Source organism: Streptomyces sp. NPDC056486 (assembly GCF_042795295.1).
In the GTDB taxonomy this organism is placed as follows: domain Bacteria; phylum Actinomycetota; class Actinomycetes; order Streptomycetales; family Streptomycetaceae; genus Streptomyces.
In genome coordinates this window covers 17,835-37,284 of the sequence record NZ_JBHTSF010000015.1, presented here as the reverse complement: position 1 = coordinate 37,284, position 19,450 = coordinate 17,835, and the positions used below count along the sequence as shown (strand labels likewise).

Here is a 19,450-nt window from a genome sequence, read left to right as displayed (position 1 = left end):
GCACCCCGCACCGGGCCGCCGGGTCGGGACCCTCGAGGTGGTGGCGCCGGCGTTTAACCTGGCCCCCTCCGCCCGGTTCGGGGCCGGCCTCATCTCGGCCGGCCGCTTCCGGCATCCCGTCGCACGGGACACGGTGCTGCAGAACCTCTCCTCGCACGCACGCCGTGATCTGCACCGCCGTGCGGCGGAGCTGCTGTACGAGGACGGGGCCAGCGCCGTGCGGATCGCCCCGCATCTCCTGGCGGCCGAACCCGGCTGCCTTCCCTGGGGGTTGCCGGTTCTGCGGGAGGCCGCGGACCGCTATCTGTCGGGCAACCGCGCGGACGACGCCCACGCCTGCCTGGACGCGGCGCTCGCCATGTGCCGCGACGACGGGGAACGGGTCGCGCTGAAAGCCCAGTTGGCAGGCACCGCATGGCTGCTCAATCCGTCGATCAGCGCCCGGCACCTCGGCGAGCTGGCCTCCGCGCTGCGCGACGGGCGACTGCCCGACCAGCACGCCCTGCCACTGGCGAAGCACCTGTTGTGGCACGGCCGCTTCGAGGAGGCCGTGGAGGCCATCGAGCGGATGGGCCGGGGTGGGGCGAGCGCCGGGCTCGACCCGGCGGGTGCCTCGGACATCAGCGCCACCCGGGAGCTCCTTTCGGCGACGTATCCGCCGCTGCTGCGCTCCGCGGTGCTCTCCGTCCAGGACGGTCCCGTGCCACGGCCCCGCCCGACGGGCGACGTGTCCTCCCGTATCCACGGCGCCGCCGCGCTCACGCGGGTGCTCTCCCAGGGCCCGGGGACCACTGCCGTCGATGACGCGGAAGCGGCGATGCGGGTCATGAGGCTCGGCAAGAACACCCAGGAATGGATCATGTGCGCCGTCGCGGCGCTGCTCTTCGGGGAGCGCCTGGAGGCCGCGGGCAGCTGGTGCGACCACTGGATCGCCGAGGCACGCGAGCGCCGTGTCCCCCTGTGGGAGGCGGAGTTCGCCTCGCTCAGGGCCTCGATCCTGCTGCGGCAGGGCGATCCGGCCGGCGCCCGGAGTCTCGCGGAGCAGGCGCTGGCGCGGGTGCCGGCGAAGAGCTGGGGGGTGTGTCTGGGCGGGCCCCTGGCCAACCTCGTCCAGGCCGCCACCGAGATGGGCGACTACGAGGCGGCCGAGGAGTACCTCGAAGTCCCGGTCCTCGACGGCATGTTCTCGACCCGCTTCGGTCTGTACTTTCTCCACGCCCGGGGCCGCTACCACTTGGAGACCGGCCGTCCCTACGCGGCGCTCGACGACTTCATGGCCTGCGCGAGCCGCATGCGCGACTGGGGATTCGACCAGCCGTCCCTGGTGCCCTGGCGCTCCGAGGCGGCCCGCGCCCACCTCGCCCTGGGCGACAGGGCCAAGGCGCACGCCCTGGCCCTCGAAGAGCTCACGCTGCTCGGCAGCGGTCGGTTCCGCGCCCGCGGGCTCGCCCTGCGCGCCCTCGCCGCGACCGGCGACGCGTGGGCGCGAGTGGACCTGCTCACCGAGGCCGCCGAGACGCTGCAGGCCGCCGGCGACCGGCTGCAGACCGCCGGGGCCCTTGCCGACCTGGGCCGCACCCACCTGCGGGCGGCGCAGCCCACCCGGGCCCACCCGGTCCTGGAGATGGCGGCACGCCTCGCCGAGGAGAGCAAGGCCGGGCCGCTGGCCGCCGCTGTCGCCGAAGACCTGGCCCAGGCCCGGCCGCGACGCGCACCGGTGGCATCCGCCCCGGCCGCCCGGGCGGCAGCGCTCGACCTGCTCAGCGGCGCCGAGCGGCGTGTCGCCGCGCTCGCGGCCCGTGGCCACACCAACAAGGAGATCTCGGAAAGGCTGTTCATCACCGTGAGCACGGTGGAACAGCACCTCACCCGCGTTTTCCGGAAACTCGATGTCAGGGCGCGCAGCGAACTCCCCGTGGAATCGCGGCCGCAAGCGGCCGAGTTGACGTCCTGACGGGGAAGTCATGGGCGCATCCATGCATGATCTGAGAGTGGAGGAGAGACCCTGTATGACCGCTATCACCCCGAGCACCAATGAATACGACGTTGCGATACTCGGAAGCGGAATGGCCGGTGGAATGCTTGGCGCGATCCTGGCACGCAACGGCGTGAAGGTGCTCCTCCTTGACGCCGGAACCCACCCTCGGTTCGCGGTCGGCGAGTCGACGATTCCTTACACCTCCGGAATGACCCGGCTCATCGCGGACCGCTATAACGTGCCGGAAATCATGCCGTTGTCCAGCCACAAGGGAATCAGTAAGCAGGTTTCCAAGTACTGCGGGCAGAAGCAGAACTTCGGGTTCGTGTACCACGAAGAGGGGAAGTTGCAGGACCCCGAGAAGATCAATCAGCTGGTAGTGCCGTCCGCGATCAGGACGGAAACTCATCTCTTCCGGCAGGACATCGACTCGTACCTCTTCAATGTCGCGGTGAAGTACGGCGCGACGCCACGCCTCGCGACCCGCATATCCGATGTCGAGATCGACCCGGCCACGGGCGCCGTGCTGCGCACGGACCGCGGTGAGGAGTTCCGCGCGAGTTACGTCGTCGACGGCAGCGGATTCCGCTCGCCGCTCGCGGAGAAGTTCGCACTGCGCGAGACCCCGACCCGCGCACGCACCCACTCGCGCACCCTGTTCACGCACATGATCGGCGTGGAGCCGTTCGACAAGGCACCGGCCGGCCGTCAGCACAAGCAGCCCAACCCCTGGCACAACGGAACCCTGCACCACGTCTTCGACGGCGGCTGGCTGTGGGTGATCCCCTTCGACAACCATCCCGAATCCATCAACCCGCTGTGCAGCGTCGGCCTCACCCTCGACCCCCGGACGCACCCCAAGGACGAGACGCCCGGCCAGCAGGAGTTCGACGCCTTCCTCGCCCGTTTCCCGGAGATCGCCTGGCAGTTCAAGAACGCCAAGGCGGTGCGCCCCTGGGTGTCCACCGGACGGCTCCAGTACTCCGCCAAGCAGGTCGTCGGCGAGCGCTTCTGCCTGACCTCGCATGCGGCGGGCTTCATCGACGCGCTCTATTCGCGGGGCCTGACCAATACCCTGGAACTCGTCAACGCACTGGGGTGGCGGCTGATCGCGGCCTCCCGCGACGGCGACTGGTCACAGCAGCGTTTCGATCACCTCGAAACACTCCAGCAGGGTCTGTTCGACTTCCACGACGACCTGGTCTACAGCTCGTTCGTCGGCTTCCGCGACTACGAGCTGTGGAACGCGGTCAATCGAACCTGGATGCTCGGCACCATGCTCGGAAATGTGATGCTGGAGGACGCCTACTACCGCTACACGCGTACCGGCGACGAGAAGATACTCCGCGACCTGGAGGACAGCGCGCGCCCCGGTTCACCTCTCCCGGTGAGTGAGGGGTTCAACAGGATGGGCACCCTCACGCGCGAGCTGTGCGAATCCGTGGAGGCGGGGCAGACCTCGCCGAAGGCCGCAGCAGCACGAATTCTCGAGCATATTCGCGGAGCGGACTTCATCGCGCCGTCGTTCAAGTTCGGTGAGCGTGATACGCAGTGCTTCAACATGTCACCGGGGAAGATGGCGACAAACGCCGTGTGGTGCCGTAGAGAAGCCCCCCCTGAAATTGGCCCCCGAATGATCAACGCGAGCAAGGGGCTGGTCAGGATGCGCTTGCGCGGCTGAATCCGGTCGGCGACAGCGGCATACCCCTATCCATTCGATAGGGGTATGCCACTGCAAGGCCCGAAAAAAAGGGGTGTTGGGCGTGAAAGTGGGGACCATAGGCTGCCGGTATGGCGTATGGGCGGATACGGCGTATGCCGAATTCGGAAACCGCCACGCCGACGCGCAGCGTGAAGGGCAGCCAATGAACGCGAGCACCTCGCAGGACGTCACGTACGGGACCGCGAACGACACCCAGCACAGCAAGGACAGTGAATTCATCGCCGTCGTCGGCATGTCGGGCCGTTTCCCGGGGGCCCCGGACGTCGAGGGACTGTGGCGGCTCCTGATGGACCGGGGCCATGCCATTTCGCCTGTACCCGCCGACCGTTGGGACGCATCGGCGCAGCTGGACCCCGAGCGGGAGATCCAGGCCGTCGGAGGTTTCCTCGACGGCGTCGACCGCTTCGACGCCGCCTTCTTCGGGATCTCCCCGCGCGAAGCCGCCGCCATCGACCCACAGCAGCGGCTGCTGCTCGAGGAGGCATGGCGGGCCATGGAGGACGCCGGACAGCAGGTGTCCGGCCTGTCCGGCACCCGCACCGGCGTGTATGTGGGCGCGTCCTGGCACGACTACGAACTCCTGCGCAAGGAGCGCAACGCGGCACACACTTCGCACAGTCTGGTGGGCAATGCCCTGGACGTGATAGCCGCCCGGCTCTCCTATGTCTTCGGCCTTCGCGGCCCCAGCCTCACCGTGGAAACAGGCTGCTCGTCCTCGCTGGTGGCCCTGCATCTGGCCGCCCAGGCACTGCGTCAGGGCGAGATCGAATCGGCGATCGTCGGCGGCGTCAACCTCATGCTCGATCCCCATGTGACCGTGGGACTCACGCACTTCGGGGCGCTGTCACCCGACGGAAGGTGCGCGACGTTCTCCGCGCACGCCAATGGATTCGTACGCGGTGAGGGCGTCGCGGCGCTCTATGTGAAGACCTTGGAGCGCGCGCTGGCGGACGGCGACCGCATCCACGCCGTCATCCCCCGCACCGTGGTGAACAACGACGGCGGCGGTGCGAGCCTGGTGACACCCAGCCCGGACGGCCAGCGCGACCTGCTGACCCGCGTGTACGCGGACGGCCTCGTACCGCCCGGCGCGGTCGCCTACATCGAGGCGCACGGGACCGGCACCGGGCGCGGCGACCCCATCGAGGTCACCGAGATCGGCCGGGCCGTGGCCCGGCACCGCACGGGAGGACCGCTCGCCGTCGGCTCGGTCAAGACCAACATCGGACACCTGGAGGCGGCCGCCGGTATGGCGGGCCTCTTCAAGGTCCTGCTCTGCCTTCGTCACCGCACCGTTCCGCCGAGCCTCCACTCGGCCGAACTCAACCCCGACATCCCCTTCGACGACCTCAACCTGCACGTCGTGCGCGAACCGCTCGCGCTGCCCGGCCACGAACCGCTCTACATGGGCGTCAACTCCTTCGGCTGGGGCGGCACCAACGCCCATGTCGTCGCGATGAGCCCGCCCGAACCGGCCGCCGAGCCCCGTGAGCGGACGCCGGAAACCGGGCTCCCCGCCCTGGTGCCGCTCTCGGCACGGCAGCCTCAGCTGCTCACGGAGCGCGCGACGGAGCTCGACGCGGCGCTGAAGGACACCACCGTCGCACTCACCCACGTCGCCGGCACACTCGCACTGCGCCGCGACCACTTCCCGGCCCGCGCCGCCTTCCTGGCCTCGGACACCGAAGAGCTGCGTACCCGCCTCGCCGCGTTCGCCGCGGCAGCACCGGACGCCACACTGCCGGGCGTCGTGGAAGGGCGTGCCCTACCGCGTGGGCGCACCGCCTTCGTCTTCCCGGGCCAGGGCTCCCAGTGGAGCGACATGGGCTGTGCCCTCTACCGGGACAGCCCGCTGTTCGCCGATGTCGTGCGCCGATGTCGCGCGGCCCTGGCCCCGCACGTCGACTGGGACCTCCTCGACATCTTCGCCGGGACGGCCGGCGATGAGTGGATGTCGCGCATCGACATGCTCCAGCCCACGCTGTGGGCCATGTCCCTCGGCCTCGCCGAGCTGTGGCAGGCCTCGGGTGTGCGCCCCGACGTCGTACTCGGCCACAGCCAGGGCGAGATCACAGCGGCCACCCTCGCGGGCGTCCTCAGCTACGAGGACGCCGCCCTGGTGATGGCGCGGCGCAGCGCGATCGCCCGGCGCACCTCGGGGCAGGGCAGGATGCTCGCCGTCGACCTGGACCGGGAGTCTGCCACCGCCGCCCTCGAAGGGTTCGAGGACAGCGTGTCACTGGCCGTGCACAACGGGCCCAACTCCTGTGTCCTGTCAGGTGAGAAGGACTCCGTCCTGATACTGAAGGAGCTCCTGGAAGCCGAAGGCACGTACTGCAGGCTGGTCAACGTCGACTACGCGTCGCACAGCCCCCAGATGGACCCCCTGGAAGCGGACCTGCTGACGGCTCTCGCTCCTGCCCGGCCCCGCGCCGGGTCGGTCCCGCTGATGTCCACCGTGCGCCGTCGTGTACTCGATGGCCCCGAGATGGACGCCGCCTACTGGGTGGAGAACCTGCGCAGTCCTGTGCAGTTCGCCGACACCATGCAGGCGTTGCTCGACGACGGTGTCACGCATGTCGTGGAGATCAGCCCGCACCCGGTGCTCTCTCCTGCCGTCGAACAACTGGCTGCCGGACGGGCGCAGCCGCCCGCCGTGCTCACCACGCTGCGCCGTCACCACGGCGGCATCGACGACTTCGCCCGATCCCTCGCCGCCGGATATGTGAGCGGTCTCGAACCCTTCGGCGCTCTGCCGCGGCGTGCCCTAGTGCCGGTGCCGGGCTATCCGTTCCGCGGCGAACGTCACTGGACGCCCGTGCGACAACAGATTTCCGGTGCCGTGCGGGCCTTCGATCCGCGCTTCGGTCCGGCCGCCGGGCGCCCCGATGTCCGCCTCGCAGAGCTGGAGTTGGCACTGCCGGACCTGCCGTGGCTGGGCGACCACCGGGTGCACGGCGCGGCGGTGCTGCCAGGGGCTGGCATGCTGACGCTGGCTGTGCACACCGCCCGTGACGGCCTCGGCTCGGGCCCCGTACGGATCGACGATGTCGTCTTCCGCAAGGAGATCGCCCTCGGCGACGCCCCGGTGGGCATCACGGCCGAATGGCATCAGGACGACACCGCACGCGGCGCCTGGCGGCTGCTCTCGCTGGCTCCCGGCGACACACAGTGGACGGTGAACGCGACAGCCCGGATCAGCCGCTCCGCACCGGACTCCGCAGGGCCGGACTTCCCCGCCTGGTACGAGACGGCCCGGGAGACCTCGGCATCGTCCGCCGAGATCTCCGGTGAGGACTTCTACCTCGCCTGTGCCGCACGCGGACTGGAGTACGGCCCTGCCTTCCAGGGTGTGCGGTCCGTGCGGGTTTCCGCCTCCGGTGACGAGGCCGTGGGCGAAGTGATGCTCGGCGAACGGCTGCGGGCCACCAACCGCGCAGGTGTGCTCCACCCCGCGCTGTGGGACGGCGCCCTGCAGATCTCCCTCGCGCTGGACAGCCGCACGGACGGTCCGCTGGTTCCCACGTCGGTCCGGTCCGTGCACCTCGTCGGCGACCTCGAACAGCCCGTCACCCACGCCTGGTCGCACGCCAGGCGTCGCGACGACGGCACAGTCGACGTGACCGTCTTCAACGACGAGCGGAGGCCCCTGCTCGTGATGGAGGCCCTCGTCCTCGAACCACTGCCGGGAGGCGGGGAAGCTCCCTCGGACACGGAGCGGTGGCACCGGGTGCGGTGGACCGATGTCCCGGACCCCGGCTCCGGTGAGGTGCGGGGTGACGGGGCACGCTGGACCGTGGTGTCCGCGGTGTCCGCCGACGCGGGCGACATCGCCGATCGGCTCGCCGACGCTCTCACCCGGTTGGGAGCCCTGGTGACCCGCACCGATACGCCGGAGGTCACCGCGACGGACGGCGTGGTCTTCGTGGCCCCGCCCGCCGCGGCCGGGGCCACCGCGCAGCGCGCAGGGCTCAGCGACCTCGTCGAACTCGTCCGTGCCGGCACTGCCCTCCCCGTCCCCCCGCGGCTCGCGGTCGTCACCGTCGGCGCCCAAGCGGCAGGCGGCGATCACATCCCCGATCCGGGAACGGCCCAATACTGGGGATTCACGCGGGCGCTGCGGCGCGAGCACGGCGAATTCGAGGCGCGGCTCATCGATGTTCTCCCCTCCGACGAGGAGTGGGCCACCGCCTGTGCGGCAGAGCTCGTCGGCACCGCCACGGAGGACCAGGTCGCGCTGCGCGGCCCGCACCGTCTCGCCACCCGGCTCGTCCGCGGCCTGGCGACGGACGAGTCCGCCGCCGTGCTCCCCTTGCCCCGCACCCCGCGTCAACCGTTCCGCGCCGCTGTCGGAGCCACACGCCGCGACGCCTTCGATCTCGTCCCCCTCGACCGGCGTCCGCCGGGCCCCGACGAGGTCGAAATCGAAGTGACCGCGACGGCACTGGAGAGGGCCGGTGCCCGCACCGGGCGGGCCGGGGGGCTCCTGGGCGCCTCCTGCGCCGGAATCGTCATCGAAGTCGGCAGCGACGTCGACGGCTTCAAGGTCGGCGACCGGGTGGTGGCGTGCGCGGCCGACGCGCTCGCCAGCCATGTGACGGTGCACGCCGATCACGTACGCACCGCTCCCGACGGGCTGCCCGACGCCGAGGCAGCCGCACTGCCGCTCGCCATGGCCACCGCCTGGTACGCGCTGGCCGACATCGGCCGACTCGCCCCCGACGACACCGTCCTCGTCCACTCGGCGGCAGGAGGTCTCGGTCTCGCCGCCGTTCAGGCGGCCCGGCTTCTCGGGGCCCGGGTGCTCGGCGCCGACCACGACACGGAGGGACGTCGGCAGCTGGCCGACTTCGGTGCCGACGACGTCTTCGACACCGGCGACCCGTTCTGGCACGAGCGGGTCAGGAAGGCCACGTCGGGCCGCGGCGTGGACATCGTGTTCGGCCCCCTCACCGGCACCGCCGTACGCTCCGAACTCGAGCTGCTCTCCCCCGGCGGGCGGTTCCTCGACACCGGCGCCACCGCGTCGGGCGGCACCGGCCGCTCGATCGACCTCGACGCGCTGCACGGCGGCATCAGCCTGGCCACCATCGACATGGCAGGGCTTCTCGCCATGCGTCCCGAGCGGTTCACCCAAGCGCTCGACACGGCCTGGGACATGGTCGTCTCCGGCAAGCTGGAGCCACTGCCCGTGCACCGCCTCGGTTACGCCGGGCTCACCCCGGCACCAGGTGAGTCGACCGGCCCCGAGCGGATCGTCGTCACCGGGCTGCGTGACATCGACGGGGTGGCTGCCGTGCCGCTGCCCGAGGGGCGGCTGCGTGCCGACGGCACATATCTGATCACCGGCGGCCTCGGCGCCCTGGGGCTGTCGCTGGCCGAGTTCCTCGCCCGCAACGGCGCCGGGCACCTGGCCCTCCTCGGCCGGTCCGCGGTGAGCCCCGAGGCTGAGCGGCGGATCGCCACGCTGCGTGCCGACGGAATCCGGGTGAACACCGTGCAGTGCGACGTCGGTGACCGGGCCGCCCTCGACGCGGCCCTCGACGGACTGCGCGCCGAACTGCCGCCGCTGCGCGGCGTGGTGCACGCAGCCGGGGTGCTCGACGACGCCACGGTCGTCAATGTCACGTCCGAACAGCTGGCCGCCGTGCTGACCCCCAAGACCGACGGGGCACGGCACCTGGACGCGGCGACGGAGCACGACCCACTGGACCTCTTCGTCCTGTTCTCGTCGGCGGCGGCCCTCGTCGGCAACCCCGGCCAGGCGGTCTACGCCGCGGGAAACACCTACCTCGACGCTCTCGCCGAGGCACGCAGACGCCGTGGCCGTCCGGCGCTCAGCGTCCAGTGGGGCCCCGTCACCGACGTGGGACTCGCCGCCGACGACAGCCGACGCGGCGCGCGGCTCGCCGAGCGCGGCATGGGCGGCATCGACGTGGCGGAGGCCTGGCCGGCGCTGATGCGGCTGCTCGACCAGGACGAGCCCGTCGTCGGCTACGTCCCCATCGACCTGCGCCAGTGGTTCGACGCCTATCCCGACACCGCGGCCCTCAAGAGCTGGGAACTGCTACGTGCCGCGGCACAGGACGGCAGCAGTGGCGGTGGGTCCGGGGCCGAGCTCCGGGCACGTCTCGCGGCGGCGCAACCGGACGAACGGGGCGGGATCGTGGAGGGCACCGTGCGGGAACTGGCCGGCCGTGTCCTGCGGATCGACCCCACGTCCATGGAGGGGGACACCCCCCTCAAGGCGCTCGGCCTCGACTCCCTGATGAGCCTCGAACTGCGCAACCGACTCGAAGCCGCCCTCGGCATCAAGCTGTCGCCCACCCTCCTGTGGTCCTACGGCAGCCCGACGGCCCTGGCGACGGCGCTCGTAGGCCAGTTGTCCGAAGCGGGTGGAGCGGACTGACGTCCTCACCGAACCCCTTCTCCGGCCGTCATCACCCCACTGCGAGGAACTCCGTACATGAAGAGCCCGGACATGGATGCCCCGAACACGGACGAGAACACCGGCGCGGAGCCGGGGACAGCCCAGGCCGCACGGTCCGGTGCGACGAAGCAGACCCCGCTCTCCCGCGCGCTGGCCACCGTCCGCAGACTGCAGCAGCGCCTGGACGAGCAGCAGAGTGACCAGCCCATCGCCGTGATCGGTGTCGGCCTGCGTCTGCCCGGCGGCATCAACGATCTCGACGGCTACTGGACGGCGCTGGCCGAGGGCCGTGACCTGGTGCGGCCCATGCCCGCCCACCGCAAAGGGCCTTTCGCCCAAGAGTGGGAGGGGCTTGCGCAGCGAGGCGGCTTCCTGGACGAAGTCCTCGACTTCGACGCGGACTTCTTCGGGATCAGCCCCCGTGAGGCCCGCCATCTCGACCCGCAGCACCGGATGCTCCTCGAGGTGACGTGGGAGGCCCTGGAGAACGCGGCGCTGCCCGCCGACCGGCTCGCGGGCTCCAGCGCGGGGCTCTACCTCGGCATCATGTGGCAGGACTACCGGGACTGGCTGGACGGTGAGCCCGACGCGTACTGGACCACGGGAAACGGGCACAACTTCGCGGCGGGGCGCATCGCCTACGCGCTCGGTCTGAACGGGCCCGCGCTCTCCGTCGACACGGCGTGCTCCTCGTCGCTCGTGGCCGTGCACCTCGCAGTGCAGGCCCTGCGGCGGGGCGAGTGCGAGACAGCCTTCGCGGCCGGTGCCAACCTGATGATGTCGCCGCGGTCCATGCGCCTGGTGCGGGAGACGCGTTCACTGTCGCCGGACGGCCTGTGCCGCACGTTCGACGCCCGGGCCGCAGGCTTCACCCGGGGTGAGGGATGCGGCGCCGTAGTCCTCAAGCGGCTCGATCACGCGGTGCGCGACGGAGACCGGGTGCATGCCGTGATCCGCGGCTCGGCGGTCAATCAGGACGGCCGCTCGGGCGGTTTCACCGCGCCCAATGTGCTCTCGCAGATCTCCCTCATCGAATCGGCACTCGCCTCCGCGCGCCTGGAACCCGCCGACATCGGATTCGTCGAGGCGCACGGCACCGGTACCTCGCTCGGCGATCCGATCGAGATGGAGGCCCTCGTCTCCGCGCTCGGCCGGCGCAACGGTGGCGCGCCGCTGCCGGTCGGTGCGGTCAAGACGAACTTCGGGCATCTGGAGTCGGCGGCCGGAGCAGCCGGACTCGTCAAGGCCATGCTGTGTCTGCGGCACCGGAAGGTACCGCCCGTCGTGCACTTCCAAACCCTCAACCCGCGCATCGACCTGTCCGGCACCGGGATCACCGTACCGACCGCCCTGACGGACTGGTCGCCCGACAGCGGCGACCACGCGGCGGTCAGCTCATTCGGCATGAGCGGCACCAACGCGCAGGTGATCCTCGGTCTGCCGACACAGGACGAGTTGTCGCACGGCGCCCCCGAGGACACCCCGGCGAACCTGCCCGTCACCGGGTTCGAGATATCGGCCAGAACACCCGAGGCTCTTCGGGCGCTCGCCGCCTCCTACACCGAGCGGCTCGGCACGCTCTCCCCCGCCGACTACCCGGCGTTCGCTCACACGGCGACCGCGGGCCGGGCCCGCCTGCAGGCCCGGGCGCGGATCACCGCCGCGACCCCCGCGGCGGCGGCCGACTCGCTGCGAGCCCTGGCTGCCGGGGACGAGGTCACCGAGGCGATGGCCACGGGCGCGGCGGACGGCACCGACGGCGAGCCACTCGGCAGTGAACTCCCGCGCCGTGTCATCGACTTGCCGAGCTATCCGTGGCAGCGGCAACGGTACGCACCGGAGGGAACGGCCCGGCCTGCGGTCGCGAAGGCTGCCGACGCGACGCTCACGCCCCCCCGCCCGAGCGACTACGAGGTCACCTGGCACGAGGCCCCCGCGGTCAGCACCGCCCCGGGGCGCGACCGCCCCGCACTCGTCCTCGCGGGCGACGACACCGAACTGCTCGCGGGCCTCGCCCACGCGGCCGCCGCGCGCGGGTGGGGCGGCACCCTGCTCGTGCCGCAGGGGGCCGCCGTGACCGCGGCCGACGGCTGGCAGACGCGGACGCTGCCCGACACCGCGGGAGCGTGGCAGGAGCTCTGGGACGGTCGCCCGGGCGACACCCCGGCGCGCCTTGTCCTGGCCTGGCGGGCGACGGCGTCCGACGGCGACACCCACTCCCCCGCCGCCCTGTGCGCCGCGCTCACGGCGGCCGTCGCGGCCCTCGATGCGGCGACCGGAGGGGGACGGCGGGCGCTTGCCGTCACGCGAGCCGCCCGTCGTACCGGCCCCGAAGACGCGGTGACGGCCACCGACCACGCCGCCCTGCACGGGCTCGCCCCTGTCCTGGGGCTCGAACTGTCCGCCGCCTGGGGCGGCATGGTGGACCTCCCCGGCGAACCGACGGTGGCCGATCTGGGCACCCTGGTCGACTTCGTGGGCGCGGGGGACGGCCGACACATCGAGGACCTTGTCGCCGTACGCGAGGGGCGGCTGCTCTTCGCGCGGCTGAGGCCCACGGATGCCGAGCCCGCTCCGCTGCCGGTGCACGCCGACGGTACGTACGTCGTGACCGGTGGGCTCGGTGCCGTGGGAGGGCAGTTGACCGGCGACCTGGTCCGCCGTGGCGCCCGCCATCTGCTGCTCATCGGGCGCCGAGCCGAGAACCGGCTCGACGCGGAAGCGACGGAGCTGCTGGCCCGGCTGCGGGACGAGGCCGAGCAGGTCGTCTATCAGGGCGGAGGGTGCGACACCGCCGAGGCCCTGGCCGCCGCGTGCGCGCCGCTCGACGGCATGCCGCCCGTGCGCGGCGTGCTCCACGCGGCGGGGAGCATCGACCGGGCCCCGGCTGCCGCCACCGGGATCCCCGAGTTCACCGCCGCGCTTCGCGACAAGGCATCCGGAGCGTGGTGGCTCCACCAGGCCTCCGTGGGCTGGGAGTTGGACTTCTTCCTGCTGGTCTCATCGGTGTCCGCCGTGTGGGGGACTGAGCAGTGCGCTGCGTACTCGGCTGCGAATGGCGCACTCGACGGTCTTGTCGCGCAACGGGTGTCCGAGGGGCTGCCCGCGGTGAGCGTCGCGTACGGGCCGTGGGCCCTCGACGGCCGGGGTATGGCGGACGCCGTCTCCCAGGAGCGGTACGCACGACTCGGTGTCGGGCCTCTCGGCCCGGCGGCGGGCTGCGCCAAACTCACCGCCAGGGTGCCCGGTCACGCGGGGCACATCGTGGCGTGTCCCCTCGACCCGAACCGCTTCGGGCACGTGATGGCGGGACTGCGGCCACGCGGCCTCTTCGCCGAGCTGGGCGCAGGGGTGGTGACCGAGGGCGCGGAAGAGGCCGCCGCCACCGACCGGAGGGACGCCGCGGGTCCCGCCCCGGAGCCCTGTGTCGTCGGCGCACTCGCCGAGCTCCACGAGGGCGTCCGTCCGGAGGCCGCCCGCGACCATGTCGCCCGTATCCTCGCGGACGTCCTGGGCCACGACGACCCGAGCGCTGTGCGCCGGGACACCGGCTTCTTCGACCTGGGCCTGGACTCGATCGCAGCCGTCGACCTCGTGACCCGGCTCGCCGCGGCGTTCGACGCGCCCCTCACGGTGGCCGACGCGTTCGACCACCCCACTGTCGGTGAACTGGCCTCGCATCTTCTGTCCGCGTCCACCGGGTCGCCCCGCACGGACGCGTCCGTTCCGCCGGCCCGCCCTTCGCCGGTGCTCTCGCCGCAGCATTCCGCCCCCGCTCGGGAGCCCGCCGCGGCCGTTCCCTCCCCCGGCCACCCCGAGCCCGTCGCCATCGTCGGGATGGCCGGGCGCTTCCCGGGTGCCGACGACATCGACGCCTTCTGGGACCTGCTGCGTACGGGCCGGGACGGTGTCGGGACAGTGCCTGCGGACCGCTGGGACGCCGCCGCCTACGCGGCATCGGACCAGGAAGCGGACGAGCCCGGCAGCATTGCCAGTGACCAGGGCGGGTTCCTGCGCGACATCGACCGGTTCGACGCCGAGTTCTTCGGCATCCCGGCCCGGGAGGCGGAGAACCTCGACCCGCAGCAGCGGCTCCTCCTGGAGTCCGCCTGGCACGCGCTCGAGGACGGCCGCATCGATCCCAGGAGTCTGAAGGGCAGCCGGACCGGTGTGTTCGTCGGCATCAGCTACGGCGACTACGCGCGGCTGCTCGCGCAGGACGGCCCCACCGGGCTCGACGCGTACTACAGCACCGGCACCGCCTTGAACGCCGCCGCCGGCCGAATCGCCTACACCCTCGGTCTGAACGGGCCCGCGATCGCCGTCGACACCGCCTGCTCCTCCTCCCTCGTAGCCCTCCATCTCGGCCTGCGCTCACTGCGCTCCGGCGAGACGGACGCAGTCCTCGCCGGCGGCGTGAACGTCATCCTGGATCCGACGGCGTCCGTGGCCGTCAGCCGCGCCCACATGCTCTCCGCGGACGGCCGGTGCCGTACCTTCTCCGCCGACGCCACCGGCTTCGTACGGGCCGAGGGCTGCGGCGTCCTCGTACTGAAGCGGCTGAGCGACGCCCGGCGGGACGGCGATGCGGTCCTCGCAGTGATCCGCGGCAGCGCCGTCAACCAGGACGGTGCCTCGTCCGGGCTCACCGCACCCAGCGGCACAGCCCAAGAGGCGATGTTCGAGGCGGCGCTCGCCGACGCCGCCACCGAAGGTCACGAAGTGTCGTACCTCGAAGCTCACGGCACCGGCACCGCGCTCGGCGATCCCATCGAACTGGGCGCCGCCTGGCGGGTCCTGGGTCCGGACCGCAAGGCCGGAGCACCCCTGCGGGTCGGCTCGGTCAAGAGCAACATCGGCCACTGCGAGTCCGCCGCAGGCATGGCTTCCGTCATCAAGACGGTGCTCGCCCTGCGGCATGGGCTGCTGCCGGGCAACCTGCACTTCTCCGAGCCCAATCCGCACATCGACTGGGAGTCGATGAACGTCCAGGTGGTGGAGTCCACGACACCGTGGCGGACCACGGGCGGCGCCCCCCGCGTGGCGGGGGTCTCCGGCTTCGGGTTCACCGGCACCAATGCCCACGTCGTTCTCGCGGAAGCCCCGGCACCGGATGACGTCCTACGGGTGCAGGACGACGCCCTGCACCTCTTCCCGCTCTCCGCCCCCGATCCGGCGGGCCTCGCCCGGCTCTCCGCGGCCTGGCAGCAGCGCATCGCGGACGCCGACACGGGTGAACTGGCCGCCCTGGCAGCCGCCGCGGGGGCCGGCCGCGCCCACTTCCCCCACCGTCGCGCTCTCGTCGGCCGGGACCGCGAACAGCTCCTCGCCGCTCTGAACAACACCGGCCCGAGGGACGCCGCCCCGCACGGCCGGACCGCGCCCAGGATCGCCTTCCTGTTCTCCGGGCAAGGCAGCCAGTACGCCGGGATGGGGCGCGATCTCTACGAGACCGAGCCGGTGTTCCGCGCCGCGTACGACGCCTGTGACCGCTACCTCGCGCCGGCCCTCGGTGCTTCTCTGACCGATCTGGTCCTGTATCCGGCGGACCCGGACGCGGTCAACGAGACTCGGATCACCCAACCCGCCCTGGTGGCATTGGAGTTCGCCCTCGCCGAGCTGTGGAAGTCCTGGGGCGTGACTCCCTCCGTGGTGATGGGCCACAGCGTCGGCGAGATCTCCGCGGCGCTCTGCGCCGGTGTGATGGACCTGCGCACCGGACTCGGGCTCACGGCCGACCGCGCCCGCCTGATGCAGGCCACGGAGCGCGGCGCCATGCTCGCCGTGTCGGCGCCCGAGGAGGATGCGGCCACCTGGGCCGAGGCCGCGGGGCTCGACCTCGCCGCGGTCAACGGCCCTGGCGCGAGCGTCCTTTCAGGCTCTCCCGAGGCCGTAACCGATCTGGAGAAGCGGCTCACCGAACTCGGCGTGCGACACCGCAGGCTCAGCGTCTCGCACGCCTTCCACTCCCGACTCCTCGACCCGGCCCTGGACGAATTCGCCGACGCCGTCGCTCCGTTGGAGTTCCGGCCCGCCACCGTTCCCGTCGTGTCCAATGTGACGGGGCGCCTCGTGTCGCACGACGAGTACAACGCCGGCTACTGGCGCGAACACGCCCGCCGCCCGGTCCGGTTCCTCGACGGCGTACGCCGGTTGAGCGGACTTGACGTGGACGTGTGTTTGGAGATCGGCCCCGGCCGCACGCTGGTCAGCCTGGTCCAAGGCGCGGGCACCACCCCTCATGGAGGTGTCGCCTACTCCCTACGGCGGGGAGCCGTGGGCCGTGACACCCTGCGCACCGCCGCGGGCAAGCTCTACGAACTCGGCCAGAACCTCGACTGGCGCCGCGTCAACGGCGCGGAGCACGCCGCCCACGGGCGCCACGTCGACGCCCCGCGGTACCCCTTCGCGCCCACTCGCCACTGGACCAGGACCGCGGACCAGGGCGGGCTCATGCCACAGGCCGTCGACCGGTCCGTCGCACGACACGCCCCGGTCGACACACGGGCCGACGCACCGGCCTGGGGCACCGAGCTGCGCTCCCCGGCACTGCGCGCCGGCCGCGTGTTCGCCACCCGGCGCAGCACCGTCTACCCCGCGCACCTGACCGACCATCGGCTCTTCGGCGTCGTCTCGGTGCCCGGCGCCTCCCAGACCGCCACGGTCCTGTCGGCGCTCGGCAGCGAAGGAGCCCACGTCACCCTGGAGGACCTGCATTTCCCCCGCGCCCTGGTGCTCAGAGACGGGGAGCTCTACGACCTCCAGGTCATCGAGGAGGTGCAGGAGCACGGCACCCGCAACGTGAGCGTACAGAGCCTCGTGGACCCCGAGCACGGCCAGTGGCAGGAGCACCTCACGGCGCGTGTCGTGCCTCCGCGCGCGGAGCCGGCCAGAGGCGTCTTCCCGAGGGGGGCCTTCATCGAAGGCGCCGAAAAGCACCTGGACGGCGACTCCTTCTACCTCCATCTGCGCGATGTCGGCTACCACTTGGGCCCGTCCTTCCGCTGGATCCGTGATGTGTGGATCGACGGTGACGAGGCACTGGTCCGGTTCACCCAGCCGGATGACATGAACGAAGACCCTGACGGTTATGAGATCCACCCGGGCCTTCTCGACTCCTGTCTCCAGAGCACGGTGGCCTTCGCGGTCGCGGCCGCGGAGCCCGGCTCCGCCACGGAGGAGGCCGCCCTCGCCATTCCGTTCGCGGCGGCACGCGTCTCGCTGAGCGGACGCCCCGCCCGTCTGCGCGAGCTCTGGGCTCACATACGGGTGGTGAGGGATGGTCACCACAGCGGTGAACCCTCGGACTTCCTCGCCATCCAATCGGCCGACCTGCACCTCTTCGACGACACGGGCGCGACGGTGCTCGACGTCGAGCGCTTCCGGTTCCGCAGCGCGCCCCGTTCGCTCCTGGAGCGGTCGCTGCGCGAACGGATCCGGCACGCGTACGTGCTGCGCAGCGAGCACCTCACGGCGAAGACGCCCGAAGCAGCCGCCCGCACCTACCACATGGCCGTCCTGGACACGCCGGAGCAGCCGCACGCCAAGGACCTGAGGAGCGCGCTCGAAGAGCTGGGGCACCGCGTAACCGAAGCGACGGCGGATCAACTGGACGCGCTGGACGTCGACTTGGTCATCGACCCCCGATTCCTCGTGGCGGCCCCGGACTCCGGCCACCCGGACGACACGACGGCGCCCTGCACGCCGGAGGCGGTTCTCACCTCCGTACGCACGCTTGCCGACGCCCTGCGCGCGACCCCGCAGCACCTTCCCTACGCCGTGCTGTGCGCGGCCCCGGAGCGGGGCGAACCCGATCCCCGGGCCCCACGCCGCGAGGCGCTGTGGGCCATGCTCACCGCGCTCGAAGCCGAGCAGACCGAGCGCAGGCTGCTCCGGGTGGCGGTCGGCACCGCGGGCCGGACGGAGAGCGCCGGTCATGTGGCCCGCGCTCTCACCGACGCGCTCGACACGTCGATTCCGGAAACCCGCCTGGAAGTCGGCGGCGACGGCGTCCGCGCGGTGCGCCTTGTCCCGTGCGACGAGCCCCGGCCCGACGGGCCTCCCGGCTTCGCCACCGACGGGGCAGCACTGATCACCGGGGGCCTCGGTGCCCTGGGACTGAGCACGGCCACCGCGCTTGCCGCGTGGGGGGTACCCGCCATCACGCTCATGGGACGCTCCGCACCGGACGTCGAGGGCCGGCGGGTCATTGCCGCCATCACCGCGGGCGGCACCCGCGTACGCATCGTCAAGGGCGATGTCACCGACCCCGAGGACTGCCGCCGCGCCGTGACCGAGGCGGGCCGGGACGCACCCTTGAAGATCGTGCTCCACCTGGCGGGAACGTCCGACGACCGCGCCTTCGAGCGCCTCGACGACGAGGCCTTCGCACGCGTCTTCGCCGCGAAGGCGACCGGCGCCGCCCATCTGACGGCCGCCCTGGAGGACAGCGGCGACGACCTGGTCGCACTGATCTTCTTCTCCTCGGTGTCAGGTGTGCTCGGCAGCGCCGGCCAGGCCAACTACGCCGCTGCCAACGGTTTTCTGGACGGCCTGGCGCGCACACTGCGGGCCACTGGCACCCCGGCCACGAGCGTGGCCTGGGGCCCCTGGATACCGCACGCGAAGGCGGGCCTCGCCGGGTCCGCGGCGACCGGGGAGGCCATCGGCAGGCTCGGCATCACACCACTCGACGACGAACAGGCCAACGACCTGCTCCAGCTGTGCATCGCGGAACCTGACCTCACCGCCGGGGACGCGCGCCTGGTCGCCGTCGCCGTGGACGCGGTCCGCTACACGGACCGCGCCGCGGGACACCCCAGGGCCATGCTGCTGGGCGGAGCGGCACCGCGGCCGGGTTCCGCGCCCGTCGGCCGTCCGCATCGGGGCCGGCTGAGCGAGCTGCTCAGCGGCTTGGACGACGAGGAGGCACAGGACCACCTCCGGTCCGCCGTCCGTGATTTCCTCGCCGAGGTGCTGGGCGAACGGGGCCCGATCGACGACGATCTCGGCTTCGGCGACCTCGGGCTCGACTCCATCATGGTCATCGACCTGCGCACTCGCCTCTCACACGCGCTCGCCCTCGATCTGCCGGCGACGGCGGCCCTGGACCACCCCACGGTCACCCTGCTCACCGCGTACATAGCGGACCTGCGCGGCATGCGGCAACCCAGCACGGACACCGCCCCGCAACAGACCGATCCTGGTGCTGGCCCGGCCGCCCCCGACCGCGACACCGACCCCACAGCGCTGTCCTTCGACGAACTCGTCCGAGCCGTCCAGGCGGACGTCGCGGATCTGACTGAAGAGAAGTGAGGAC

Annotated in this window: 4 protein-coding genes; all 4 read left to right on the top strand. The window is 71.8% G+C overall.

Features of this window, described 5'->3' with window-relative positions; translation table 11 throughout:
- Positions 1 to 1,954 (top strand): LuxR C-terminal-related transcriptional regulator (locus ACFQ7F_RS09265; protein WP_383268461.1); only part of this gene is annotated, 1,954 nt, incomplete at its 5' end.
- A 55-nt stretch (positions 1,955 to 2,009) separates the two neighbouring features.
- Complete coding sequence (locus ACFQ7F_RS09260) at positions 2,010 to 3,659, top strand: NAD(P)/FAD-dependent oxidoreductase (protein ID WP_383268459.1); 1,650 nt, start codon at positions 2,010 to 2,012, stop codon at positions 3,657 to 3,659.
- A gap of 184 nt (positions 3,660 to 3,843) precedes the next feature.
- The gene (locus tag ACFQ7F_RS09255) at positions 3,844 to 10,110 is read left to right on the top strand and encodes an SDR family NAD(P)-dependent oxidoreductase (protein WP_383268456.1); all 6,267 of its coding nucleotides are present in this window, start codon (positions 3,844 to 3,846) and stop codon (positions 10,108 to 10,110) included.
- A 57-nt stretch (positions 10,111 to 10,167) separates the two neighbouring features.
- Positions 10,168 to 19,446, top strand: a complete 9,279-nt coding sequence (locus tag ACFQ7F_RS09250) for an SDR family NAD(P)-dependent oxidoreductase (RefSeq protein WP_383268453.1) — start codon at positions 10,168 to 10,170, stop codon at positions 19,444 to 19,446.
- Positions 19,447 to 19,450 lie beyond the last annotated feature (4 nt).

Bases quoted from the DNA above. Each gene is read 5' to 3' on its own strand.
- ACFQ7F_RS09260 (WP_383268459.1), top strand. From the start codon at position 2,010: ATGACCGCTATCACCCCGAGCACCAATGAATACGACGTTGCGATACTC.
- ACFQ7F_RS09255 (WP_383268456.1), top strand. From the start codon at position 3,844: ATGAACGCGAGCACCTCGCAGGACGTCACGTACGGGACCGCGAACGAC.
- ACFQ7F_RS09250 (WP_383268453.1), top strand. From the start codon at position 10,168: ATGAAGAGCCCGGACATGGATGCCCCGAACACGGACGAGAACACCGGC.